This is a genomic window from Enterococcus sp. AZ011 (assembly GCF_050548355.1).
Classification (GTDB): domain Bacteria; phylum Bacillota; class Bacilli; order Lactobacillales; family Enterococcaceae; genus Enterococcus; species Enterococcus faecalis.
Map to the genome: position 1 here is coordinate 524,985 of NZ_CP172959.1, position 24,343 is coordinate 549,327.

Annotated in this window: 21 protein-coding genes, 1 tRNA gene and 1 riboswitch; of the genes, 19 read left to right on the top strand and 3 right to left on the bottom strand. The window is 36.4% G+C overall.

The genetic code is table 11. The features are described from left to right. The first annotated feature begins 117 nt into the window (after positions 1–117). From uvrA to IGL36_RS02645, 7 genes are all read left to right on the top strand, one after another. A complete protein-coding gene (uvrA, locus tag IGL36_RS02615; RefSeq protein ID WP_002361280.1) occupies positions 118–2,937 on the top strand; it encodes an excinuclease ABC subunit UvrA in 2,820 nt (939 codons plus the stop codon). A 171-nt stretch (positions 2,938–3,108) separates the two neighbouring features. Continuing rightward, complete coding sequence (locus IGL36_RS02620) at positions 3,109–3,903, top strand: YusW family protein (RefSeq protein ID WP_002398108.1); 795 nt, start codon at positions 3,109–3,111, stop codon at positions 3,901–3,903. Between the two features lie 165 nt (positions 3,904–4,068). Continuing rightward, positions 4,069–4,956 (top strand): RNase adapter RapZ, encoded by an 888-nt coding sequence (gene rapZ, locus IGL36_RS02625; protein ID WP_002355625.1) that lies wholly within the window; start codon positions 4,069–4,071, stop codon positions 4,954–4,956. Next, positions 4,956–5,951, top strand: coding sequence for a gluconeogenesis factor YvcK family protein (locus tag IGL36_RS02630; protein WP_002355627.1), 996 nt, complete (start codon positions 4,956–4,958; stop codon positions 5,949–5,951). Before rapZ ends, IGL36_RS02630 begins: the two co-directional genes overlap by 1 nt. A 33-nt stretch (positions 5,952–5,984) precedes the next feature. Next, positions 5,985–6,920 (top strand): DNA-binding protein WhiA, encoded by a 936-nt coding sequence (gene whiA / locus IGL36_RS02635; RefSeq protein WP_002358736.1) that lies wholly within the window; start codon positions 5,985–5,987, stop codon positions 6,918–6,920. A 232-nt stretch (positions 6,921–7,152) separates the two neighbouring features. Beyond that, complete coding sequence (locus IGL36_RS02640) at positions 7,153–8,076, top strand: PEP phosphonomutase (protein ID WP_002398107.1); 924 nt, start codon at positions 7,153–7,155, stop codon at positions 8,074–8,076. Positions 8,077–8,187: 111 nt separating this feature from the next. Then, the gene (locus IGL36_RS02645) at positions 8,188–8,706 is read left to right on the top strand and encodes a DsbA family protein (RefSeq protein ID WP_002373440.1); all 519 of its coding nucleotides are present in this window, start codon (positions 8,188–8,190) and stop codon (positions 8,704–8,706) included. A 44-nt stretch (positions 8,707–8,750) separates the two neighbouring features. On the opposite strand, the gene clpP is transcribed toward IGL36_RS02645, so the two are convergent. Then, a complete protein-coding gene (clpP, locus tag IGL36_RS02650; RefSeq protein WP_002355633.1) occupies positions 8,751–9,344 on the bottom strand; it encodes an ATP-dependent Clp endopeptidase proteolytic subunit ClpP in 594 nt (197 codons plus the stop codon). 195 nt (positions 9,345–9,539) lie between these two features. On the opposite strand from clpP, the gene IGL36_RS02655 reads away from it, so the two are divergent. Then, a complete protein-coding gene (locus tag IGL36_RS02655) occupies positions 9,540–10,058 on the top strand; it encodes a hypothetical protein (protein WP_002355635.1) in 519 nt (172 codons plus the stop codon). 20 nt (positions 10,059–10,078) lie between these two features. On the opposite strand, the gene IGL36_RS02660 is transcribed toward IGL36_RS02655, so the two are convergent. After that, positions 10,079–10,483: a DUF1622 domain-containing protein gene (locus tag IGL36_RS02660; RefSeq protein WP_002383026.1), complete on the bottom strand. Its 405-nt coding sequence runs from the start codon at positions 10,481–10,483 to the stop codon at positions 10,079–10,081. A 464-nt stretch (positions 10,484–10,947) separates the two neighbouring features. Here IGL36_RS02660 and IGL36_RS02665 point away from each other — a divergent pair, with 464 nt between their 5' ends. The 6 genes from IGL36_RS02665 (at position 10,948) to IGL36_RS02690 (ending at position 17,158) form a co-directional block, all read left to right on the top strand. Continuing rightward, positions 10,948–13,383 (top strand): isopeptide-forming domain-containing fimbrial protein, encoded by a 2,436-nt coding sequence (locus IGL36_RS02665; protein WP_002398105.1) that lies wholly within the window; start codon positions 10,948–10,950, stop codon positions 13,381–13,383. A gap of 24 nt (positions 13,384–13,407) precedes the next feature. Beyond that, the gene (locus IGL36_RS02670) at positions 13,408–13,791 is read left to right on the top strand and encodes a bacteriocin (protein WP_002355641.1); all 384 of its coding nucleotides are present in this window, start codon (positions 13,408–13,410) and stop codon (positions 13,789–13,791) included. A 173-nt stretch (positions 13,792–13,964) separates the two neighbouring features. Continuing rightward, the gene (locus tag IGL36_RS02675) at positions 13,965–14,474 is read left to right on the top strand and encodes an SA1002 family membrane protein (protein ID WP_002398102.1); all 510 of its coding nucleotides are present in this window, start codon (positions 13,965–13,967) and stop codon (positions 14,472–14,474) included. 29 nt (positions 14,475–14,503) lie between these two features. Continuing rightward, positions 14,504–16,291 carry a glycerophosphoryl diester phosphodiesterase membrane domain-containing protein gene (locus IGL36_RS02680; protein ID WP_002363211.1) on the top strand — a complete coding sequence of 596 codons (1,788 nt, stop codon included), beginning with the start codon at positions 14,504–14,506 and terminating at the stop codon, positions 16,289–16,291. A 25-nt stretch (positions 16,292–16,316) separates the two neighbouring features. Beyond that, entirely contained in the window at positions 16,317–16,724 is a 408-nt protein-coding gene (locus IGL36_RS02685) for an NUDIX hydrolase (protein ID WP_002398101.1), read from the top strand. A 233-nt stretch (positions 16,725–16,957) separates the two neighbouring features. Next, positions 16,958–17,158: a cold-shock protein gene (locus IGL36_RS02690; RefSeq protein WP_002355647.1), complete on the top strand. Its 201-nt coding sequence runs from the start codon at positions 16,958–16,960 to the stop codon at positions 17,156–17,158. Positions 17,159–17,814: 656 nt separating this feature from the next. Here IGL36_RS02690 and IGL36_RS02695 read toward each other — a convergent pair. Continuing rightward, positions 17,815–17,886: transfer RNA gene (locus tag IGL36_RS02695), tRNA-Arg, on the bottom strand. Between the two features lie 58 nt (positions 17,887–17,944). On the opposite strand from IGL36_RS02695, the gene rpoN reads away from it, so the two are divergent. The 5 genes from rpoN to metK all read left to right on the top strand — a co-directional run bounded on the left by rpoN (position 17,945) and on the right by metK (position 24,213). Further along, positions 17,945–19,276: an RNA polymerase factor sigma-54 gene (gene rpoN, locus IGL36_RS02700; protein ID WP_002370760.1), complete on the top strand. Its 1,332-nt coding sequence runs from the start codon at positions 17,945–17,947 to the stop codon at positions 19,274–19,276. Positions 19,277–19,476: 200 nt separating this feature from the next. Beyond that, positions 19,477–21,354: an acyltransferase family protein gene (locus IGL36_RS02705; RefSeq protein WP_002398099.1), complete on the top strand. Its 1,878-nt coding sequence runs from the start codon at positions 19,477–19,479 to the stop codon at positions 21,352–21,354. Between the two features lie 125 nt (positions 21,355–21,479). Further along, positions 21,480–22,175: an ABC transporter ATP-binding protein gene (locus tag IGL36_RS02710; RefSeq protein ID WP_002364777.1), complete on the top strand. Its 696-nt coding sequence runs from the start codon at positions 21,480–21,482 to the stop codon at positions 22,173–22,175. Continuing rightward, on the top strand, positions 22,168–22,860 hold the full coding sequence (locus IGL36_RS02715) for a hypothetical protein (protein WP_002364776.1): 693 nt from the start codon (positions 22,168–22,170) through the stop codon (positions 22,858–22,860). Before IGL36_RS02710 ends, IGL36_RS02715 begins: the two co-directional genes overlap by 8 nt. A gap of 75 nt (positions 22,861–22,935) precedes the next feature. Continuing rightward, positions 22,936–23,031, top strand: a riboswitch (SMK box riboswitch). Next, on the top strand, positions 23,029–24,213 hold the full coding sequence (gene metK, locus IGL36_RS02720; RefSeq protein WP_002355656.1) for a methionine adenosyltransferase: 1,185 nt from the start codon (positions 23,029–23,031) through the stop codon (positions 24,211–24,213). (Overlaps the previous riboswitch by 3 nt.) Positions 24,214–24,343 lie beyond the last annotated feature (130 nt).

A 24,343-nucleotide genomic window follows, 5' to 3' on the forward strand; every position in this document is an offset into this window, starting at 1 on the left:
GTCAACCAACGGATTAAGTAAAAGATACGATGAACCATCGTATCTTTTACTAATCTTTTCTCTATAGAATGACTTGAAATGATTTGACGTAAGAGATTTAGTAAAAGGAGAACATATATGGCAAATGATAAAATTGTGATTCATGGTGCACGCGCCCATAACTTAAAAAATATTGATGTCACGATTCCTCGTGACAAAATGGTTGTTGTAACTGGACTATCTGGTTCTGGCAAAAGTTCATTAGCGTTTGATACGCTTTACGCAGAAGGGCAACGACGTTATGTAGAGAGTCTCTCTGCTTATGCGCGACAATTTTTGGGACAGATGGATAAACCAGATGTTGACAGCATCGATGGTTTAAGTCCAGCTATTTCAATTGATCAAAAGACGACAAGTAAAAACCCACGCTCAACGGTGGGGACGGTCACAGAAATCAATGATTATTTACGATTGTTATTTGCTCGGGTAGGTCATCCAATTTGTCCTAACGATCATATTGAAATTACCAGTCAGTCTGTTGAACAGATGGTTGATAAAGTCTTAGAGCTACCAGAGCGAACAAAAATTCAAATTTTGGCGCCTGTTGTGGTCAAGAAAAAAGGCCAACATAAAAAAGTGTTTGAAATGATCCAACGTGAAGGGTATGTCAGAATGCGGGTGGATGGTGAAACCTATGATGTTAGTGAGGCACCAGAACTTGAAAAAAATAAAAAACATGATATTGCGATTGTGATTGACCGTATCGTTGTGAAAGAAGGCATTCGCTCTCGCTTGTTTGATTCGTTTGAAGCGGCTTTACGTTTAGCTGAAGGTTACGCAATTGTTGATGTGATTGGTCAAGAAGAGATGTTGTTTAGTGAACATTATGCTTGTCCTTATTGTGGGTTCACAGTCGGTGAATTGGAACCGCGCTTGTTTTCATTTAATGCACCATTTGGCGCTTGTCCCGATTGTGATGGTTTAGGTGTTAAATTAGAAGTGGACAAAGACTTAGTGATTCCAGATCCCACTAAAACCTTGAGAGAAGGAGCCATTGTTCCGTGGAACCCTATTAGTTCCCAATATTATCCACAAATGTTGGAGCAAGCAGCCACCAGTTTTGGGATTGATATGGATACGCCGTTTGAAGAATTACCTGCAGACCAACAAGAAATTATTTTAAATGGTTCTGGCGAGAAAAACTTTCATTTTCATTATGAAAATGACTTTGGTGGTGTTCGTGATGTGGAAGTACCATTTGAAGGGATTTTAAAAAATATTAAACGACGTTATCATGAAACAAATAGCGATTTTACACGAGATCAAATGCGGTTATACATGACAGAATTGACTTGTCGAAGCTGTCAAGGGTATCGTTTGAATCCGCAAGCTTTAGCTGTAAAAATCAATGGCACGCACATTGGTGAAGTCAGTGAATTAGCAATAAAAAATGCGGTCCAATTTTTTGAAGGTGTGTCTTTATCTGAACAAGAAACAACGATTGCTCGGCCAATTTTAAAAGAAGTCGAAGATCGGTTAACCTTCTTAAAAAATGTTGGGTTAGATTACTTAACCTTAAGTCGAGCTGCTGGTACACTTTCTGGCGGAGAAGCACAAAGAATTCGCTTAGCAACACAAATTGGATCAAACTTATCAGGCGTTCTTTACATTTTAGATGAACCATCAATTGGTTTGCATCAACGAGATAACGACCGCTTGATTGACTCATTGAAAAAAATGCGGGACTTAGGCAATACATTAATTGTGGTGGAACACGATGAAGATACAATGATGGCTTCGGATTACTTGATTGATGTGGGACCTGGCGCTGGACATCTGGGCGGTGAAATTGTAGCCGCTGGTACGCCGGAAGAGGTTGCTAAAAATCCGCATTCATTGACCGGACAATATCTTTCTGGGAAAAAAGTGATTCCTGTACCAAAAGAACGTCGCAAAGGTAATGGCAAAGCGATCAAAGTCACTGGTGCCAGTGAAAATAATTTAAAAAATGTCAGTGTTGAATTTCCGCTCGGTGAATTTGTTGCTGTCACAGGTGTTTCAGGTTCAGGGAAAAGTACTTTAGTCAATCAAATTTTGAAAAAAGCACTGGCCCAAAAATTAAATCGTAATTCCAATAAACCTGGGAAACACAAAAGTATCACTGGTTATGAAGCCATTGAAAAGATTGTTGACATTGATCAAAGTCCGATTGGTCGAACACCAAGAAGTAATCCAGCGACTTATACTAGTGTTTTTGATGACATTCGCGATTTGTTTGCCCAAACAAATGAAGCCAAGGTTCGTGGTTATAAAAAAGGCCGCTTTAGTTTTAACGTCAAAGGTGGCCGTTGTGAAGCTTGTCGCGGGGATGGTATCATCAAAATTGAAATGCACTTTTTACCTGATGTCTATGTGCCTTGCGAAGTTTGTCATGGCAAACGTTATAATTCTGAGACGTTAGAAGTTCATTATAAAGGCAAAAACATTTCTGATATTTTAGATATGACGGTGGAAGATGCCGTAGAATTTTTCAAACATATCCCTAAAATTCATCGTAAATTGCAAACAATTGTGGATGTAGGCTTAGGCTATGTGACATTGGGGCAGCCAGCAACTACTTTATCTGGTGGAGAAGCACAGCGGATGAAGCTAGCGAGTGAACTTCATAAAAATTCTAATGGGAAAAACTTTTATATTCTGGATGAACCAACAACAGGCTTGCATACCGATGATATTGCGCGGTTGCTTCTAGTATTAGAGCGTTTAGTGGAAGCGGGCAATACCGTTTTAGTGATTGAACATAACTTGGATGTCATCAAATCTGCGGATCATGTGATTGATCTAGGGCCAGAAGGTGGCGACGGTGGTGGGACAATCGTGGCGACAGGAACACCAGAAGAAGTTGCTAAAGTCAAAGACAGTTACACAGGATATTATTTAAAACGTGTTCTGAAATAAACATTAATGATTAGATAAAGAATCTTGTTTTTATGGGAAACAAGGTTCTTTTATTATAAAATAACAAATATTTTTTAACGAAAATTAAAAATAAATGTTGACTTAATGTGTAATTAAAAGATATACTATGTTTGTTAACAAAATAACAATGAACACGAAGGGAAGTCTTAAATGAAAAACAAAAAAATAACAACAGGTTTATTAACAGCAGGAATGGTCTTAGCTATCGGAATCACACCTTTTGTACATAGTAACACAATGGAAGCAGCGACCTTAATTTCACAATCAGACCATGAAAAAGTAATGGGCTTTACCAAGAAAGACTTAAAAGAAGCAACGGGCATTCAATTGGAGCCGGCGACAGTACAAGCCGTTCATCAGGAATTAAAGCAACAAATCACCTGGGAAACATTAGGCTATTCCACAATTGATGCGCAAAATATTGCGACACGTTTTACACAAAATACATATCAGGCTCTGGGGATTTTAACAGATATCGCCAACCATTCAGACCTTCAATTGAAAGTCATTACCATTAATAATCCCTATCTAGCAACAGCTAAAATTGGTACCTTTAAGTGGGAAACTGTAACTCCTGAAGTTGGTGGGGACCATGAAACAGCAGACAATGAACTAACCACACCGACACCAACTGTTGCCAGTCTTCAAGAGATTGATGTAGAAATCGAATACGACGAAAATGAAATTGAGTTCACCTATGAAATAAAATCGAACGGAACAATTGAAGCAACGTATGAAGATGAATCTGCTGATTTAGAATTAGAAGGTAAGGCAGCACAAGACAAAATCATGACTCTTTTAGATGGATTGTCAATCAAAACAGCTACAAATGAACAAATTAAAGAACACATTACGAAAAAGTTAGCCGTGAATGAACAAGTAAAACAATTTGAGTTTGAAGCTAATTTTACTGATAAAACAGAAATTGAGTTTGTATTAAAATAACACAGAGTTATATAGTATAATTCAGCAATTAAAACAGCATTGACAAAAATGTCAATGCTGTTTTTCTATGAAAGAATAGAAATCTTTATAAGAATGATTGAAAAGCTTTCTTTGATACGCCCGGGGTGTTATAATATAGTGATGCAAGTGAAGGGAGTGTTGAATATGCCAGAAAATTTACAACTGGTTATTATTACAGGAATGAGTGGCGCTGGAAAAACAGTCGCTGTTCAAAGCTTTGAAGACATGGGCTATTTCTGTATCGACAATTTACCACCAAGCTTAATCCCAAAATTTTGGGAATTAATTAAAGAATCTGGAAAAGTTACCAAGATTGCGTTAGTGATTGATTTACGTTCACGGACCTTCTTTAGAGAAATTCAGGATATGTTAGTCGAACTTGAAAATACTAATTTTATTGATACAACGATTTTATTTTTAGATGCCACCGATGAAGAGTTGGTTTCTCGTTATAAAGAGACACGGCGTGCGCATCCAATGGCGATGGATGGTTTAGTGACAGAAGGTATTCGTAAAGAACGTGCAATGCTGGAAGAAATCAAGGCGGATGCTCAGTTGGTTATTGATACCACGGACTTGTCCCCTCGTCAATTGCGGGAACGTTTGAATAAAGAACTAGCAACGAGAGAGACACACGAATTTCGAGTGGAAATGGTGTCCTTCGGCTTTAAATATGGTTTGCCGATTGATGCAGATATCGTTATGGATGTTCGCTTTTTACCTAATCCCCATTATATTGATGAACTACGGCCGTTAACTGGAATGGATCAACCTGTTTATGATTATGTGATGGGCTTCCCAGAAACAGATGAATTTTATACAAAATTTATCGATTTACTGCGAACAGTCTTACCTGGATATAAAAAAGAAGGTAAAAGTAGCGTTACCATTGCAATTGGCTGTACTGGCGGACAACATCGCTCTGTTGCATTGACAGAACGTGTTGGCGCTGAATTAAAAGAGGAAGATTACCATGTAAATATTACCCACCGCGACCGCTTAAAAAGAAAAGAAACGGTTAATCGCTCTTAATGAAAACCTATCGAATTCGTAAACCGAAGATCGTGGTTGTTGGTGGTGGAACAGGCTTACCAGTAATTTTGAAAAGTTTAAGAAATCAAAGTGTTGATATTACTGCCGTCGTAACGGTCGCTGATGATGGCGGTAGTAGTGGCGAGCTTCGTTCCTCTATTAATAACATGACACCTCCGGGAGATTTAAGAAATGTTTTAGTGGCATTGTCAGATATGCCACAATTATATGAAGATATTTTTCAATATCGTTTTGATAAATCAGATAGTCATTTTGCCAATCATGCAATCGGTAATTTAATCATTGCTGCTGTCTCAGAAATGAGAGGAAGTACGTATGAAGCGATTCAATTACTTTCAAAAATGATGCATGTTGATGGACGGATTTATCCATCATCAGAACGGCCATTAACGTTACATGCCGTATTTAAAGATGGCTCAGTGGCGGTGGGAGAATCAAAAATTGCACTGGATCGCAAGACGATTGACCATGTGTTTGTGACAAATACACACGGAGAAGAACAGCCAAGAGCTGCGCGCAAAGTCGTCAAAGCAATTGAAGAAGCAGACATGGTCGTGTTAGGACCAGGGAGTCTTTTTACAAGTATTTTACCTAATTTAGTTATTACAGAAATTGGTGAAGCCATCAAACAAACGGCAGCCGAAGTAGTCTATATTTGTAACATCATGACCCAAAAAGGGGAAACGGAACATTTTACGGATGCCGATCATGTTCGTGTCTTAAACGAACATCTACAAGCGCAGTTTGTTGATACAGTGCTGGTTAACACAGAAAAAGTACCAGAAAATTACATGGATCCTGAAATTTATGATGAATATTTAGTTCAAGTAAAGCATGATTTTCAAGGATTACGTGAAGAAGGATGCCGAGTCATTTCGACAGACTTTTTAGAATTAAGAGATGGCGGAGTTTTTCATGATGGGGAAAAAGTTGTTGAAGAACTTTTCCGTATCGTATTTGGAACGAAATATTAATTAATCAAAAGAATCAAGAGAGGAGGAGCTTAGATGTCTTTTGCCTCGGATGTCAAAAAAGAGTTAACTGGTTTAGAAGTCCATCGAGAACACGCGAAAGCAGAATTAGCAGCATTAATTCGGATGAACGGTTCACTTAGCTTAGTTAATCAACAGTTTGTCTTGAATGTACAAACGGAAAATGCTGCAATTGCTCGTCGAATGTATTCATTGCTGAAAGATCATTACCATGCACAAGCAGAATTATTAGTTCGTAAAAAAATGAAACTAAAGAAAAATAATGTTTACATTGTGCGTCTAAAACAAGATACACAAAAAATTCTAGCTGATTTGGATATTATGGATGGGGTCGTTTTTAATGGCAATGTGTCAAATGAAATCATGGGTAACGCGCAAAAAATGCGTTCCTATTTACGCGGGGCCTTTATGGCTTCTGGCTCAGTTAATAATCCGGAAACAAGTCGCTATCATTTAGAAATTTTTTCAATTTATGAAGAACACAATAATGATATTTGTAAGATGTTGAATTACTATGACTTAAACGCTCGAACATTGGGACGCCGAAATGGGTATATTTGTTATTTAAAAGGTGCTGAAAAAATTGCCGACTTTTTAACATTAATTGGTGCCACGAACTCTATGTTGAAATTTGAAGATGTCCGGATTGTCCGTGATATGCGGAATTCAGTAAATCGTTTAGTGAATTGCGAAACAGCGAATTTAAATAAAACCATTGATGCGGCTTCAAAACAAATTGAAAATATTCAATTTATTGAAAGTACAGTAGGGCTGACATCATTACCGGAGAAACTTCAGGAAATCGCAGAATTACGGTTAGAGTATCCGGAAGTTAGTCTCAAAGAACTAGGGGAAATGATTCCTTCAGGAGCTATTTCTAAGTCAGGTATTAATCATCGTATTCGAAAAATTAATGAATTTGCAGAAAAATTACGAGAAAAAAGTGCGTAATTGTTCTGCTCCAGAAGTGAAGAATAACATTTCCGTTTGAAGTGCTATCCTTCACTTTTTCTTTAAGCGTGTAAAAAAAATAAAGTGTGCAAAAAGTGTGTAGTACTGAAATGTAGTGTTTACCTGTGGTTTAAAGAAACGACGTTGGCACGAATGTTGCATGTAATAAAATGCAAGCGATTACTTATTGCTGTTTTTAACTAAAACATTAAAAACTATTGGAGGGGTCAAAATGGTTCAACGATTAATTAGTGCAAATGCATCAGAAATCAAACGGATGTCAAAAGAAGAGCTGTTTCAGAGTATTAAAGCGAGCGAAGGGCGCGTAATTTTATCGGAAAATGTGGTAGTTCATCCATCCGTAGCAGGTGATATCACTTGTGCGGAAATGTCAAAAGCATATGGCGCAGACATGATTTTATTGAATGTTTTCGATGTTAATAAACCGATTGTAGTAGCCGCTTATGAAGGGCAATATACTGCGGAAACATGTGTCCCTAATGATGAGGTTGTTCATCGTTTGAAAGAACTAGTCGGTTTACCGATTGGCATGAATGTCGAACCTGTTGATGAAAATTTAAACTTAGCTTCAACGAGAGTTTCGATCGAACCAGGTAGAAAAGCATCAGCAGCTACTTTCAAAAAAGCCAATGAACTGGGTTTGGATTTTATCTTATTGACAGGTAATCCAGGAACTGGCGTGACCAACGACTTGATTGCTAAGAACGTGGCCTTAGCCAAAAAACATTTTGATGGCATCATTATTGCCGGAAAAATGCACAGTTCAGGCGTAGATGAACCAGTGGTCAGTTTAAAATCAGCTGACCAATTTATTGAAGCGGGCGCTGATATTGTCTTAGTCCCAGCAGTCGGCACGGTTTGGGGCATCGATGATCAACAAGTCAAAGAAGTTGTGGATTTTGCACATTCAAAAGGAAAATTAGTTATGAGTGCCATTGGAACTTCACAAGAAAGTACTCAACCTGAAGTTATCCAAGCAATCGGCATTAGAAATAAAATTTTAGGCGTAGATATTCAACATATTGGCGATGCCAATATGGGCTTAGTTGGTATTGAAAATATTAAAGAGCTTTCTGATGCGATACGTGGGAAAAGACATACTGTTGCTAGAATGGCTCGTTCGATTAATCGTTAAAAAAGTGAACAGAGGCACGAATTCAGAAAATTTGAATTCGTGTCTTATGATTTTTTTATTGAAAAACGGTATACTAAAAGAGAAATAAAGGTTTGAAAGGATGAGGTTTTTATGGATATTTCAGTAATTGATGCAACAAAAGTTAACACAGAAACAGGGCTTCACATTGGTGAGAGCAATGCCCCTGTCAAAATGATAGAATTTATCAATGTTCGCTGTCCTTATTGCAGAAAATGGTTTGAAGAGTCTGAGGAACTGTTAGCACAATTTGTCAAAAGTGGTAAAGTTGAACGTATCATTAAGTTGTTTGATAAAGAAAAAGAAAGTTTACAACGCGGCAATGTGATGCATCACTACATTGACTATTCAGCGCCTGAACAAGCACTGTCAGCATTGCATAAAATGTTTGCTACGCAAGATGAATGGGGAAACTTAACCTTAGAAGAAGTAGCGACGTATGCTGAAAAAAATCTTGGCTTAAAAGAACAAAAAGATGCAACGCTTGTTTCCGCAGTGATTGCTGAAGCCAATGCGGCGCACATTCAATTTGTACCAACGATCATCATTGGTGAGCATATCTTTGACGAAAGTGTCACTGAAGAAGAATTACGTGGATACATTGAAAAATAAAAAAAATGGAAACAGCGACTGTCGCTGTTTCCATTTTTTTATTTTTAATTTAAGGCGCTACTATTTTCCATTACTTCATCGATTAAACCATATTCTTTTGCTTGTTCGGCAGTCATATAGTTATCACGATCGGTATCACGTTCAATCACTTCAATTGGTTGGCCAGTTCGTTCAGCTAAAATTGAATTTAAACGTTGACGAGTGTCTAAAATGTGACGAGCAGCAATTTCAATTTCTGTTGCTTGCCCTTGAGCGCCACCAAGTGGTTGGTGAATCATGATTTCCGCATTTGGTAAAGCGAAACGTTTGCCTTTTTGACCAGCTGTTAATAAGAAGCTACCCATTGAAGCCGCCATTCCTAATACGATCGTTTGGACATCCGCTTTAACGAAATTCATGGTATCGAAAATCGCTAAGCCTGCAGAAACGCTGCCACCAGGAGAGTTAATGTACAAGTAAATGTCTTTTTCTGAATCTTGGGCATCTAAGAATAATAACTGTGCAATCACTGAGTTTGCCACATTATCATCGATAGGGCCGCTTAGCATAATGATGCGGTCTTTTAATAAACGAGAGTAAATGTCATAAGCACGTTCACCGCGAGATGATTGTTCAATAACTGTTGGAATTAAATTCATAAGTAAATCCTCCTATATAAAGAAACTTTTAAAGTCATTCTATCACAAAGCACTTTGAATGCCTATGAAAAGTATACCTCTTTGGTCAATAAAGGTCAACGAAGTCGCTTGAAAAATTTTGTGTCATTTTTTATCCGAAACTTTTGGATTATGTTATACTAAAATGGAAAATTAGAAAAGAGCGAGGGGAAAAATATGTTTGTTTTTATCGCCGGAATGGTCGGTGTAATCGTCGGTGCGCTAATAGTCACAGCAAGTGCCGCCTTACATTCATCTTACAAAGAGCGAAAAGAAGTACGTTATCGTGAACTAGAACATTTGGTTAAAGAAATTGAATCATTGAATTTATTAAATAAAAAAGTCAAAGAAATTTTACAAAAGCGTGAATTATATATAGACAGATCAATTGAATACTTATCGATGGATGATTGTTTCATCAGCATCGATGATTTTATTTATTTGGAATCATTTTCTGCTCAAAATAATTTTTACTTACCGACGTACTTAATTGAAGAATTTTTCAAAAAAATTGCGCATCGTAAAGTCATTTTGACGGCCAGCGAAGTTGCTGAAATGGGTGGTCACACCTATAAAGGCGGCCGTGTTATTTTAGAAAATTTTTCAGACGAAATTTTAGCAATTATTGAAGATAAAAAACGTAAAATGCAGCGTTTGTCTAACGAACCACTTCATTATTTTAAAGCGATTAAATAAAAAAAGAACCAGCGTACCCGCTAATTTTTTGGGGTATCTGGTTCTTTTTCTTGTTGTTCCATATCGGTCATAGTGTCTTCAATTTCTTTATGTAAGAAATAAGAAATAACTGTACGAATGATCACCAAGGTTGCCAATTTCAAAATATCTTGAAAAGTTGGTTTGACAATGGATTCAATAATATCAGCAGCAATTAAAATTTCTAAACTTAACAGAATGTAGCTACCAAGGAAGTTTTTGATGAACGTATTCATTTTGGTTAAGGTAAAGCGGCTTTGATTTTGTCGTTCACTTTTAATGAAATCTTTTCCTGCTAAACAAACACCCCAAACTAAAACAATAATCGAAAAAACATTCAGTCCTAAAATACATAGCTCAAAAAGTGGGGTTAAAAGCGTCATTAACTGATGGGGCCACTCATTCATCGTATTCACTCCTACCAAAAAGCCTTTTCTTTAACTATAACGAAACGGCTGACTAACGTCAAATATTGTTGAAATAAACAGGCTAAACTATTCATCTTATAGAACAAAACTAAGAAAATTATGAATAGCATCTAACAATTAAGTAAAAGGACTGTAAAGGTTCTTTTACTTTTTTTGTGTAAAAAAAGAGTCTTAAAAGGAATCAAGTAGCAAAAAGTAAGTGAAAACCAACTTTGTCAGTGGATAGTCTTTTCATTAATTTTTAAAAGACAAATTTTACGTTTTCAAGAGCCGAATACTGCCAAGTTTTAGCCTATAAAGGTGATAGAATCAGAAATTGAGTAAGAGATGTGTCACAAAAACAAGGGGCCACATCGACTTGATGAAAGATTTAAGGAGCTGTAGTTGAAGTAAAGAGAAGCAAGTGTCCCAAACACTAGCGAAAGAAAATAGGGAGGATTAAAATGTTTAATAAAGCAACGAAATTATTATCGACAATGGTGATTGTCGCTGGAACAGTTGTGGGAAATTTCAGTCCCACATTGGCTTTAGCTGAAGAAGCGGTTAAAGCAGGAGATACAGAAGGAATGACCAATACGGTGAAAGTGAAAGACGACAGTCTGGCTGATTGTAAACGGATATTGGAAGGACAAGCTACTTTCCCAGTTCAAGCGGGTGAAACGGAACCAGTCGATTTAGTAGTTGTTGAAGATGCCAGTGGTAGTTTTTCAGATAATTTTCCACATGTAAGACAAGCGATTGATGAAGTGGTTCAAGGCTTATCTGATCAAGACCGCGTGATGCTGGCTTCATATCGCGGCGGAAAACAATTTATGTTTCCTGATGGAAAGACAAAAATTAATTCAGCTGATTATGATATGAATGTGCGCGTCAATACGCAATTGACTTATGATAAAAGCCAATTTGTCTCTGGTTTTGGAGACGTTCGGACGTATGGTGGTACGCCAACCGCCCCAGGATTGAAACTCGCTTTAGATACGTACAATCAAACACACGGAGATTTAACGAATCGAAAAACGTATTTCCTATTAGTGACAGATGGGGTCGCTAATACACGTTTAGATGGTTACTTGCATAAAACCAATACCAATGATTCAATCAATGAATATCCAGATCCAAGACATCCTCTTCAAGTCTCAGTGGAATATAGTAATGACTACCAAGGTGCAGCAGCAGAAGTTTTAGCGTTAAACCAAGAAATTACTAACCAAGGCTATGAAATGATTAATGCGTATTGGGAAAGTGTTGAATCTTTAAGTTCAGTGAATTCATACTTTGATAAATATAAAACAGAAGTGGGTCCTTTTGTAAAACAAGAGTTGCAACAAGGATCTAGCACACCAGAAGATTTTATTACAAGCCAATCTATTGATGATTTTACAACCCAATTAAAACAAATTGTCAAAGATCGTCTGGCTCAATCGACACCAGCAACAGCTTCATTAACAATTGCTGATCAATTTGACATTCAATCGGCGACCGCTACGGACGATGCTGGAAATGATGTGCCTGTTCAAATTAACGGACAAACCATTTCGGCAACTAGTACAGAAGGTTACGTAGGAAACATCACGATTCACTACGAAGTCAAAGAAAATACAGCGATTGATGCAGCAACCCTTGTAAGTAGTGGGACAATGAATCAAGGAACAATTGCTAAGGAATTTCCAGAAGCGATGATTCCTAAAAATGACAATGCGCATGCGTGTGACGTGACGCCAGAAGATCCAACGATTACAAAAGATATCGAAGGCCAAGAACATTTAGATTTAACAAACCGCGACCAAGCATTTAAATGGAACATCAAAACAGCTTTCGGTAACGAAACAAGCACGTGGACCCAAGCTAGCATGGTGGATGACATTAATAAAGTGCTAGATATCACTGATGTAAAAATCACAGATGAAAATGGCAAAGATGTTACAGCTAACGGCAAAGTAACACAAGGAAATAACAAAGTAACTTTTGAAATGAACAAACAAGCAGACAGCTACTCATACTTAGCTGGACATACGTACACAATGACTATTACCACTAAAATTAAAGACGGCGCAACGGATGAAGAATTAGCGCCTTATATTGAACAAGGTGGCATTCCCAACCAAGCCGACTTAAACTTTGGCAATGAAGGTGACGTGTTACATTCCAACAAACCAACAGTGACACCGCCTGCACCAACGCCAGAAGATCCAACGATTACAAAAGATATCGAAGGCCAAGAACATTTAGATTTAACCAACCGTGACCAAGAATTTAAATGGAATGTCAAAACAGCTTTCGGTAACGAAACAAGCACTTGGACCCAAGCCAGCATGGTAGATGACATTAATAAAGTGTTAGACATCACTGATGTGAAAGTCACTGATGAAAATGGTAAAGATGTTACAGCTAACGGCACAGTAACACAAGAAAATAACAAAGTAACTTTTGAAATGAACAAACAAGCAGACAGCTATGACTATTTAAGTGGTCATACGTATACACTGACTATCACCACTAAAATTAAAGCTGACGCAACGGACGAAGAATTAGCGCCTTATATTGAACAAGGCGGGATTCCCAACCAAGCGGACTTGAACTTTGGCAACGAAGGGGACGTGTTACATTCCAACAAGCCAAGCGTAACACCGCCTGCACTAACGCCAGAAGATCCAAAAAAACCTGAACCTAAACAACCGCTAAAACCGAAGAAACCGTTGACGCCTACAAATCATCAAGCGCCAACGAACCCAGTCAATTTTGGAAAATCAGCAAGTAAAGGAATTCATTTACCAATGACTAATACAACAGTAAATCCACTTTACATGATCGCAGGTTTAATTGTCCTTATAGTGGCTATTAGCTTTGGCATAACAAAAAATAAAAAAAGAAAAAATTAGACAAACTAAAAAGGAAGAAAAAACATGAATAAAAAAATTTCGTTCAGTCTGTTAATTTTGTTACTTAGTTTGTTGGTAGGTTTTACATTTATTCCGCATAAAAAGGAATTAAGTTTCAATGAGTATCAAGAAAAAAAACACTCTGGCGAAACATTTTATGTTGTTTTAAAAAAGAAAAACTGTTCAGATTGTCAGAATTTCGAGAAACTATTACAAGCACCTAAACAGGTTTACTATGTAGAATTAACCAACAAAGAGACCATGAAGGAATGGTCAACATTTATCCGAGAAAATAAAGTTTTACATGTGCCATCTATGTTTAAAATAGATAACGGCCATCTCAAGAAAATTGATGGAGAAGGAGATGCGAATCAATTATTCGTAAACTATCAAAAAATAACGAAGTAAAAAGAATAAAAAGACAAGCCAAGTTTCCTAAATAAAGGAAACTTGGCTTGTCTTTTTTCTAGTAATAGTCGTTTAGTAAATAACATGTGAAATGTTTTACAAATCCATTTTGGTTTGATAAAATAAACGCGAACATATGAATTTGTTTTCATTTGTTTTAGGAGGAGGAACGAATGATTGAATTGATTTTACTTTTGTCGGTGATTCTTTTAGGTTTATTGATTGGAAATAAAAGAGTTGATAAGTGGCTTTTTCTTAAGGCATTACTTTTGTTTTCTGTTATGCTAAGTGTGAGCATCTTAATTTCGGTAGCTATGTATTTATTATTAACAATAGGCGTTGCAAACGTAATAGGGCAGCGGTTAGAGTCGTTATTTCTTTTAGGGATAGTCGTTATCATCAGTACGAGTCTTTTGTTATATTTTTTATTGAATTTAACGACGAAAAAAATTGTTTTACCCATCGCTTTAATGAAAATAATTGAATATTATATTCAATGGGTATTGATTTATGTTACTATTTATCAAGTGATTTTTGATCAGTTTATTGTTTCTTCAGAAGTAAAAAATATGTTACAAGGGACTATTGATGAGCCAGTCGCAATCATTATTGTTATTTTGCCATCATTTATTTCAATTTGGATTGCCGTTGTTTTATTTAGGATTCGTATGGAAGAACTTTAATCAGATACTTTTAGAATGGAGGAGTTTGTATGTCTGCTTGGCAAACATTTAAAAATGGAACAAGGCAATTTTTTAAAGACATCTTGCAGTACTTATGGTTATTTTTTACTTTAAATGTCTTATTATTATTGGTGGGTGGGGCTTTTAGTTGGGCTACTTCCAACGCACTAAAAACTCAAGGTATTCCTTATCTTTCGTTTAATAACCTGAATTTATTGTTAGAAAAGCCGCTTGCTCTGGTGTTATTAATTCTCTTGTTGTTACTTTTTTTAGGTGCAGTTTTTTATCAGTTTACCTTTTTATTATTAGGGATTTTTCAAATACGGCAAGACCATCGCTTTCATTTTAAAGGAGTTACCAAGGCATCTTTTAAGGTTCTTAAAAAGCAAGGTGCCCGTTCGTGGTTATTCTTTTTCGGTTATTTTGTTGTCATTGTCCCTTTTGGTAACCTGATTTTCCAAAGTAATCTATTGACGAAATTTGTGATTCCAGATTTTATTGTTGAATTTTTGTCCCAACGAATTCCTTACTTGGTTGGGTTACTGGCCTTTGGGTTATTAGTCTGGTATTTAGCTATTCGTTTCATTTACACGCTTCCATTAATGATTCTGGAGAGAAAAAAAGCGGGCGAGGCAGTTAAGGCTAGTTGGTCAATGACAAACAAACGATTATGGTTCATTATTCGTAATATTGCATTTGTGACGATCGCGGTATTTGTTTCAACGTATGTTATTTATGTGTTACTTTATCTTCTACAGTTGAAGTTAGATACCTTGAGCGATACCATTAGCTTGCTAGGTGGTATTTTAAATTTAACGGTTGTCCAATTTTTACAGTTTGTCTCTAATGCTTGGCTTTCAGTATTACTGATTAATTTCTTATATACACAATTAAATGTTCAAGCAGAAACGACGACAAAAGTTGCCTTTGACAAAGAAACGAAACGTAATAAATTAGTGACTATCGGAATGGGCCTAGGACTATTCACCATTTTTGGCGGCTATATAATTTTCAACGCTGTTTACTTAACAGGGCTATTAGAATCAAAACCTTTGATTATTTCGCATCGAGGGGTCACCAATAGTAATGGCGTGCAAAATACTATTCCTGCTATGGAAAGAACCATTAAATTTAAACCAGATTATATTGAAATTGATGTTCAAGAAACCAAAGACCATCAATTTGTTGTGATGCATGATGCAAACCTTCAAGAACTCGCCGGCGTTGATGGCACGCCGCAAGAATTTACGTTGGCTGAATTAACAAAAATGACTGTTAAAGAAAATGGCCAAGAAGCACCAATTGCCAGTTTTGATGATTATTTAGCGAAAGCAAACCAAGCCAAACAAAAATTACTAGTAGAAATTAAAACGTCTAAACAAGATAGTCAAGGTGCGCTTTCTAACTTTATTGAAAAATATGAACGTCCTTTGATAAAGAATAACCATCAGGTTCAATCTCTCGACTACAATGTGATCAAAGCGTTTAAAAAAGCCAAATCAAAAGTAAAAGTTAGTTTTATTTTGCCCTATAATTTCACTTTTCCAGAAACACAAGCTGATTTGTATACAATGGAAGCTACCACGTTGAACGATACTTTCATTTTAAAAGCTGACCAACAGAAAAAAGCAGTTTATGCTTGGACAGTTAATGACTCAGAGGTATTGAGTAAAATGCTCTTTATGGACGTTGCTGGAGTGATTACCGATGATTTGGAGTTAGTCAATGAAGAAGTCAATGACTTTGAAAAAAATCCATCGTATGCGGATCGTATTTTGCATTATATTTTTATGCTGCCAAGTGTGGCTTCTCAATAAAAAATGAAGAAGAGGGTTAAACGAAATGAAAAAAGAATTTTCGCGAGTACTTCTTAAAAATCAATCAGATGAAATTCTTATTTTAAAAGATCGGCCAGACACTTGGAATTTCCCTGGCGGAAAACAAGAATTTGGTGAATCAGCGCTGGAATGTGCGATTCGTGAAATGAAAGAAGAATTAGCAGTGGAAATTACTGAACTTGAAGAAATTTTTACTGGACCACTTGTTTTTGATTCAATCGTTTGGCAAGGACATTTTTATTTTGCCAAACAAGCCCAAGGAAAAGTTACCCTGAACGAACCAAATAAAATTAAAGGCGTACAATTTATTAAGGGGTTTGAGGAAGTAAATTTTTCACCAGGATTAGCTCCGCTATTTGATTATTTGGCGCGTAGCGATTATTTAAAGTTAAACAAAACTAACTGGAAATAGAAAGAATAGGAGTGTCTTTTGCTAGGGATTTGTCAAGCGCATCTTTGATTATTTTAGAAAGTCCAAGGAAAAGTCGTGGGCATTGTTTATTCCTAATAAATATGTTATAGTAATTAAGTAATCAATTTTGATAAGTAATTTGAGTTATATATTTAAAAACTATACTTCTCCTTTTGCCACTCAACATTTTTTGCAATAACTTGCATATTTTTATGCACTAGGAGGAAATATATATGAACAACGGTACAGTAAAATGGTTTAACGCAGACAAAGGTTTTGGATTTATTACAGGTGAAGATGGCAATGATGTATTTGCACATTTTTCAGCTATTCAATCAGATGGATTTAAAACTTTAGACGAAGGCCAAGCAGTAACTTTTGATACTGAAGAAGGTCCACGCGGCTTACAAGCAACGAACATCGTAAAAGCTTAATAATGAATGAAAACGGACCACGTGTTGGTCCGTTTTTTTGATAGCTGTTGTCTGATCTCGCCATTAATTACATAGCAAAACAAAGCAGAGGCCATTTAAAGGAGGAGAATCTGAAGACGACCTTAACTGAGCTGTTACTTGTAAGTGGATTATTTTGGCTAGTAATCATAATTGGTATGATTGCTGGTAGCATATTTCTAATTAAGTATTTTAGAGGTCGGAGCTGAACAGTTCTGTTCCCGCCAATTATCAGGTTTTAAGCCTGGGACAAAAATCCAAAGTGATTTTTGCCCTAGGTTCTTTATTTAATTAGGGTATTAAGTTTTAGGTAAAATAATTAACAAATTAAAAGCAATTTACTATATAATCAGAAAGGGATCTTTAAGAGAGAAGCAGGTGTTTGCTTGTCGTAATACTTTGTTTAGCAGATAGAAAAAGGAAACGTTATGCGTTACAATAGGAACGGAGGAATTTTAACCTTATTGGATTTGTAGCTGAAGCAGAACAAATGTTGTCGCGTTAAGTGCGATTGAGCTTGCCACAAGCAACATTTGAAAAAAATACGGATAGAAAAATCATTCCTAAACAAGAAAAAAACACTCTTTAGATGAATAAAGAGTGTCCAGAAACGTTGATAAATCAACATATTTAAATAACGCGCCCTGAGGGAATCGAACCCCCGTCTCAAGAACCGGAATCTTACGTGATATCCACTACACTAAGGGCGCGGCACGAATACTAGTTTAGCTGATATTGACAAAAATTACAAGAGGGAGGACGAAAATAATGAAATTTGAGCAACGAATGTCCCAACAACAAAAACAAGTCCAGAAGTTGGCCATGACTCAACAGCTTCAACAATCCATTCAAATTTTACAATTTAATACGGAAGAACTCGCTGCCTTTGTTGAAGCGAAAGCACTAGAGAATCCATTAATTGATTTACAAGTAGACACGCAGTACACCACAGATTTTCCGATAACTAGTCGTTCTTACACCAACCAAGACGAAGAAAATAATTATATGAATCAAATTCCAGACTATCATTTATCATTATTTGAGTCTTTAATTGATCAAATTCATTTGAATTACCGCGATACATACTTGCGAACATTGGTATTGTTTTTAGTAGAATATATAGACGTGAATGGTTATTTAAAGATTTCGTTAGAAGAAGCGGCAGAGAAAACCGAAGCAAGCGCCATTCAAATGCTAGATGCATTAACTTTGTTACAACAGCTAGATCCAGCAGGTGTGGGGGCACGCAATTTACAAGAATGTTTGATGCTACAAACAGAACGAGACGATACCGCGCCTAACTTAGCGTATATTTTATTGGAGGAAGAGTTTGATGCCTTAGTGAGTCGTAAATGGGGCCCGTTAGCTAAAAAATTTGGGATTGAATTAGCAGAAATTCAATTGATTTTTGATTATATACAAACGTTATCGCCAGCGCCAGGGAATATTTTTGATGCGACCGAGGAATTGTATATTCGACCAGATTTAACTGTCCGAATCAAGGAAGATCGAATAGTGGTGATTTCCAACAAAGCCGGTCGACCGACATTAAATTTTCAAGAAAATTATTTCAAACGAATGCAAGAGACTGACGACAAAGAAGTCCAAGAATATATTAAGGATAAGAAAAACGAATTTGAATGGTTAGAGCGCGCAGTGAATCAGCGGGGGGATACAATTTTACGTGTAGGGCAAGAAATTGTGCGCCGCCAAGAAGCCTTCTTTTTAGAAGCAGATCGGCCATTAAAACCAATGACTTTAAAAGAAATTGCGGATGCTTTGTCTATTCATGAATCGACAGTTAGTCGTGCGGTCAATGGAAAATATCTAGAAACCACGTTTGGCGTCTTTGAATTGCGCTCATTCTTCTCCACAAGTATTCTTTCATCAGAAGAAGATGGCGAGGATGTCTCAACAACGATGGTTAAAAAGCAACTACAAAAATTAATTGATGAAGAAGTAAAAAGTAAACCGTTATCTGATCAAAAATTAGTCGAGCGATTAAAAGATTCAGGCATGGAAATATCCCGGCGAACGGTGGCAAAGTATCGTGAAGCCTTAGGGATTCCATCTTCATCTAAACGAAAACGATATGAGTAAACAACCAAAGCTTATGAGTGATTTTCATAAGCTTTGGTTGTTTTTTTACAATTTAAAAAATGTTGGTTTTTTGAATTGTAAAAAAAGCCTAAAGGAGGCAAAGTTTGCTTGCCATTTCCTAGGAAAAAACGTATATTAAAGTTACTTGCTTCTTTAAATAAAGGAAAAGAATAATTTTATAGAAAAGTTGGAAAGCACAAATGAATCAGACAGCAAATAGCAAGAAAAAACGCTATATTACAGGTTTTGATGGCATTCGGACGATCGCTGTAATTGGCGTGATTTTGTATCACCTTTTTCCCCAAGTCATGCGAGGTGGCTACTTAGGTGTTCCGATTTTCTTTGTTGTTTCAGGTTATCTTATTAACGACTTGTTGCGGCAAGAATGGGCAGAAAATCAGACCATTGATTTAAAAGGATTTTATGTGCGAAGGATGAAACGGCTGTATCCAGCATTAATTGTGATGCTTTTAAGTGCAGTTAGTTATATTACACTCTTTCAGCAGGATTTATTAAACAATATTCGCAGCGTTGTCGCTAGTAGTATTTTTTATTACAACAACTGGTGGCAAATTTTTAAAGGGTTTTCTTATTTTGATGGATTTGCGACACAATCGCCATTTGTACATATTTGGTCATTGGCAGTTGAAGCGCAAAATTATTTAATTTGGCCATTACTTTTTATTCTTCTGGAACGCTTTGTTCGTAAGCGCGGTCGAATTTTCAGTTTAGTTTTAATCGGCGCCTTAATTTCGGTGACGCTGATGGCCGTTTTATATGTTCCTGGCGCAGATCCTACACGTGTCTATTATGGAACAGACACACGTGTTTTTTCTATTTTACTAGGTAGTGCATTGGCGTATGTTTGGCCAAGCACACGTTTGAAAGAAGAAATTCCAGAAGCCTCTAAAAAAATCTTAAATGGCGCTGGTTTAAGTGCCTTAGTTCTTTTAGTGTTAGCCTTTTTAACATTATCAGATCATACAAATTTTGTTTATTACGGCGGCATGTTTTTAATTAGTTTGGCAGCCACTGTCTTAGTGGCTGTCACTGCACATCCAGGGGCAGATATGAATCGTTGGTTAACGAATCCAGTCTTTACGTGGATAGGTAAACGGAGTTATGGCATTTACTTGTATCAATTCCCAATCATGATTTTTTATGAGGCCAAAATTAAGACCTTATCGGACCATGTTTTTCTACATTCATTGGTTGAAATAGCATTAATTTTAGTAGTGAGCGAATTGTCATATCGTTTTATCGAACATCCACTGACACGATTGTCTTATAAGGATGTCTGGACTCAATTCACTGAGTTTTTACGGAAACCGTGGGACCTTCGTGAAAAAGGGACAATGGCCTTTATGACAGTGATTAGCGTGATTGCAGTATTCGGTTTAATTGTGGCTCCAGCAAACGCTAAAAGTGCGCAACAAGAGCAACTAGAAAAAAATATTGCGAAAAATCAGCAAAAAATTGAAGAACGTAAAAAAGAAGTCCAAGAAAGTGGCACGAAAAATAGTAGCACGTCCACAGAAAGTAGTACAAAACCGAGTGAAAGCCAAGATGTTCTACCCACACAACTCACACCAGAGCAAGTAAAAAAAGCGCAGAATTTAGAAATCACAACTATTGGTGATTCTGTTATTCTAGATGGTGCTAGCGGGTTACAAGATATTTTTCCTAAAATGATTATCGATGGGGAAGTGGGCCGTCAATTGTATAGTAGCATTTCACTAATTGGTGAACTAGACAAAAAGAAAATGCTCAAAGATACTGTTTTAGTGAGTTTAGGTACGAATGGTCCTTTTACAGAGGCACAATTTGATGAATTTATGAAAGCGTTAGGTAATCGAAAAGTTTATTGGATTAATGTTCGCGTCCCAACTAGAAGATGGCAAAATCAAGTGAATAGTTTACTTAGTCAAATGGACAAAAAATACGATAACTTAACGGTCATTGACTGGTTTAATTATAGTAACGCCCATGATGATTGGTTTTATGATGACCGAGTTCATCCAAATGTGGCAGGCGGCGAGCAATATACACACTTTATCGCGGAGAAAATTTTACAGTAGCAAGAAACTTCCAGCTCAGATGAAAGGGGCTGGAAGTTTTTTGTTGCAGATAAAGAAATCGTTTACAAAATATGGTGTTTACGTTACGATAAATAAATAATCATCGTTTTTATAGGAGGTAGATAATGAGAGAAAATCGGAGTGAAAACAGCGAAATTTATGCTGAAGATATTAGTTTTTTCTACAAAAAAAATTATTTTGTTTTGGAAGATATTAATTGGAAAATCGAAAAAGGACAATGTTGGGGGATTCTCGGGCACAACGGTGCGGGAAAAACGACACTAAGTTATTTAGTTTTAGGCTTGCTGAAGCCGAGCAAAGGTGTAGTACATAATTATATAAAAAAAGTAGAATATCTTCCGGAAATGGGTGGTTTCTATGAACGACTGACAGTCAGAGAAAATATACTTTTTAAATTGGAGCTGTCGAGGGAAAAACAAAAGTCAAAAAAATTGACACAAGTGTTAAAAGAATTTGGATTAATAGACTATGAGTTTAAACGTGTAGATAAATTGTCACAGGGATTAAAAAAAAGAGCTGCTTTAGCAATGCTTTTTTTAAGAGAGAGTGAAGCTTATTATTTTGACGAACCTACGAATGCTTTAGATCCAGAAATGAAAAAAAAGTTACGACAATTAATTATTCATTTAAAAGAAGCAGGAAAAATCATTTTAATTAATAGTCATGATTTAGCTTTCGTTGAAGAAATATGTACTAATTTTTTAATATTAAATAATGGAAAAGTCTGCTTCAATGAGCCAAATATAGGAGTCAATTTAGAAGAAATCTATTTGGAAAAAGTAGGTGAACGCCATGAATAAAGAATTTTTTTATGAAATCCAAGTAGTGATTAAACGTGAGTTTCTGGAATTAAAAAGTCATCTTTGGAAATATTTCGGTTTAATGCTTTATTTGATTTTTTTTACAGTTTTCATTAGTAAAAGCGGCGGTTCAGAAGGAATTGTTTTGCCAAATGAAGCTAACTTATTTTCCAGCTTTACTTTGGCCGGTAGTTTTGCTGCTATGTTTATCATGAGTACAATGCTTCAAGAAAAAAAGCAAATGACCTTACCTCTATTACTTCTGTCTTCTGTCAGTATAACTAGGGTAGTTGTTGGGAAAATAGTGGTTGCTGTAATGATTAGTGTACCTTTTCAAGTGTTTCAACTACTTATTAGTCTTGTTATTTTAAATAACCAAAAGAGTCCATATCTTTATCTATTGGCACCACAGAGCATAGTTACTTTACCTTTTATTACTTACCTGTTAGGAAGTTTAGTTCTATTGCTTTCAGTAATTATCAAAGATAAAAAGGTGGCAGAGTATCTTTCTGTTTTTTGTTCGCTGACTTTAGGTGGCATTCTCGCAAGTGCCTATATTTTATTCAATGTACAGTTTTCTTTAGTAAAGATTTTACTTTATTTTCTGTTTTTAATAAGTTGTAGTATTTTGCTAACTATGGCAACAAGTAAGATAGTTAAAAATTCGCTATTCTTTATTGAATAGTGTGATAGAAATTTATAATAGGTTAATGATTTTCTTGAAAACCTAAGCTTTTTTTTTAGATATCTGGTATACTGTTTTTGTTACAAGTTCCCGAAAGGATTTAGCAAGTAATTGTCGTTACTTACTAAAGATGCCTTGTAACCGAAACTATTTAGGGGGAATAACATTATGACAGAAAGACATTTATTTACATCAGAATCCGTTTCAGAAGGACATCCAGATAAGGTAGCTGACCAAGTCAGTGATGCAATTTTAGATGCGATTTTGGAGAAAGATCCGATGGCCCGCGTGGCATGTGAAACATCCGTAACAACTGGTTTAGTCCTAGTATTTGGAGAAATTTCTACAACAGCTTATGTAGATATCCAAAAAATTGTTCGTCAAACTGTGAAAGATATTGGTTATACACGAGCAAAATATGGATTTGATGGAGAGACTGTCGCAGTTCTTGTAGCAATCGATGAGCAATCACCTGATATCGCTCAAGGGGTTGACGCAGCCTTAGAAGTGCGTGATCAAGATGAAAAAGACGATATTGGCGCTGGTGACCAAGGCTTAATGTTTGGTTTTGCCGTTGACGAAACACCAGAATTAATGCCATTACCAATCGCGTTAAGTCATCGTTTGGTTCGCCGTTTAGCAGAATTGCGGAAGGAAAAAGTCTTACCTTACTTACGTCCTGATGCAAAATCTCAAGTAACAGTGGAATATGATGATCAAGGTCAACCACAACGTGTGGATACGATTGTCATCAGTACACAACATGATGATGAAACAACCTTAGAACAAATCGAAAAAGACATTAAAGAACAAGTAATCAATGAGGTGATTCCTCATGAACTTTTAGATGATGAAACAAAATACTTTATCAACCCAACTGGTCGCTTTGTAATCGGTGGCCCTCAAGGAGATGCCGGCTTAACTGGTCGTAAAATTATCGTTGATACTTATGGCGGTTATGCTCGTCATGGCGGCGGTGCTTTTTCTGGAAAAGATGCAACCAAAGTTGACCGCTCTGCTAGTTATGCTGCGCGTTATATCGCGAAAAACATTGTTGCTGCTGGTTTGGCGAAAAAAGTAGAAGTCCAATTAGCTTATGCAATTGGTGTGGCGCAACCAGTGTCTATTTCTATTAATACGTTTGGTACGAGTGATCTTCCAGAAAGTAAATTAATCGAAGCAGTTCGTAAAAACTTTGATTTACGTCCAGCAGGTATTATTGAAATGCTAGATTTACGTCGCCCAATTTATAAACAAACTGCGGCTTATGGTCATTTTGGTCGAACAGATATTGATTTACCGTGGGAACAAACAGATAAAGTTGAAGCGTTAAAAGCTAGTTTAGCTGAATAATTAAATAAAAAAAACAAGAAGGCAGCCAAGTACTGGCTGCCTTCTTGTTTTTTTTTGCAATAATTTTTTTATGAAAAAGCATTTTTTTAAGACATTTTGTTCTTTTTTGTATAGAATAGCTATGGAGCAA

Bases quoted from the DNA above. Each gene is read 5' to 3' on its own strand.
- whiA (WP_002358736.1), top strand. From the start codon at position 5,985: ATGTCTTTTGCCTCGGATGTCAAAAAAGAGTTAACTGGTTTAGAAGTC.
- rapZ (WP_002355625.1), top strand. From the start codon at position 4,069: ATGCCAGAAAATTTACAACTGGTTATTATTACAGGAATGAGTGGCGCT.
- IGL36_RS02715 (WP_002364776.1), top strand. From the start codon at position 22,168: ATGAATAAAGAATTTTTTTATGAAATCCAAGTAGTGATTAAACGTGAG.
- IGL36_RS02645 (WP_002373440.1), top strand. From the start codon at position 8,188: ATGGATATTTCAGTAATTGATGCAACAAAAGTTAACACAGAAACAGGG.
- IGL36_RS02680 (WP_002363211.1), top strand. From the start codon at position 14,504: ATGTCTGCTTGGCAAACATTTAAAAATGGAACAAGGCAATTTTTTAAA.
- IGL36_RS02660 (WP_002383026.1), bottom strand. From the start codon at position 10,483: ATGAATGAGTGGCCCCATCAGTTAATGACGCTTTTAACCCCACTTTTT.
- uvrA (WP_002361280.1), top strand. From the start codon at position 118: ATGGCAAATGATAAAATTGTGATTCATGGTGCACGCGCCCATAACTTA.
- IGL36_RS02690 (WP_002355647.1), top strand. From the start codon at position 16,958: ATGAACAACGGTACAGTAAAATGGTTTAACGCAGACAAAGGTTTTGGA.
- IGL36_RS02705 (WP_002398099.1), top strand. From the start codon at position 19,477: ATGAATCAGACAGCAAATAGCAAGAAAAAACGCTATATTACAGGTTTT.
- IGL36_RS02710 (WP_002364777.1), top strand. From the start codon at position 21,480: ATGAGAGAAAATCGGAGTGAAAACAGCGAAATTTATGCTGAAGATATT.
- IGL36_RS02655 (WP_002355635.1), top strand. From the start codon at position 9,540: ATGTTTGTTTTTATCGCCGGAATGGTCGGTGTAATCGTCGGTGCGCTA.
- clpP (WP_002355633.1), bottom strand. From the start codon at position 9,344: ATGAATTTAATTCCAACAGTTATTGAACAATCATCTCGCGGTGAACGT.
- metK (WP_002355656.1), top strand. From the start codon at position 23,029: ATGACAGAAAGACATTTATTTACATCAGAATCCGTTTCAGAAGGACAT.
- IGL36_RS02670 (WP_002355641.1), top strand. From the start codon at position 13,408: ATGAATAAAAAAATTTCGTTCAGTCTGTTAATTTTGTTACTTAGTTTG.
- IGL36_RS02665 (WP_002398105.1), top strand. From the start codon at position 10,948: ATGTTTAATAAAGCAACGAAATTATTATCGACAATGGTGATTGTCGCT.
- rpoN (WP_002370760.1), top strand. From the start codon at position 17,945: ATGAAATTTGAGCAACGAATGTCCCAACAACAAAAACAAGTCCAGAAG.
- IGL36_RS02640 (WP_002398107.1), top strand. From the start codon at position 7,153: ATGGTTCAACGATTAATTAGTGCAAATGCATCAGAAATCAAACGGATG.
- IGL36_RS02685 (WP_002398101.1), top strand. From the start codon at position 16,317: ATGAAAAAAGAATTTTCGCGAGTACTTCTTAAAAATCAATCAGATGAA.
- IGL36_RS02630 (WP_002355627.1), top strand. From the start codon at position 4,956: ATGAAAACCTATCGAATTCGTAAACCGAAGATCGTGGTTGTTGGTGGT.
- IGL36_RS02675 (WP_002398102.1), top strand. From the start codon at position 13,965: ATGATTGAATTGATTTTACTTTTGTCGGTGATTCTTTTAGGTTTATTG.
- IGL36_RS02620 (WP_002398108.1), top strand. From the start codon at position 3,109: ATGAAAAACAAAAAAATAACAACAGGTTTATTAACAGCAGGAATGGTC.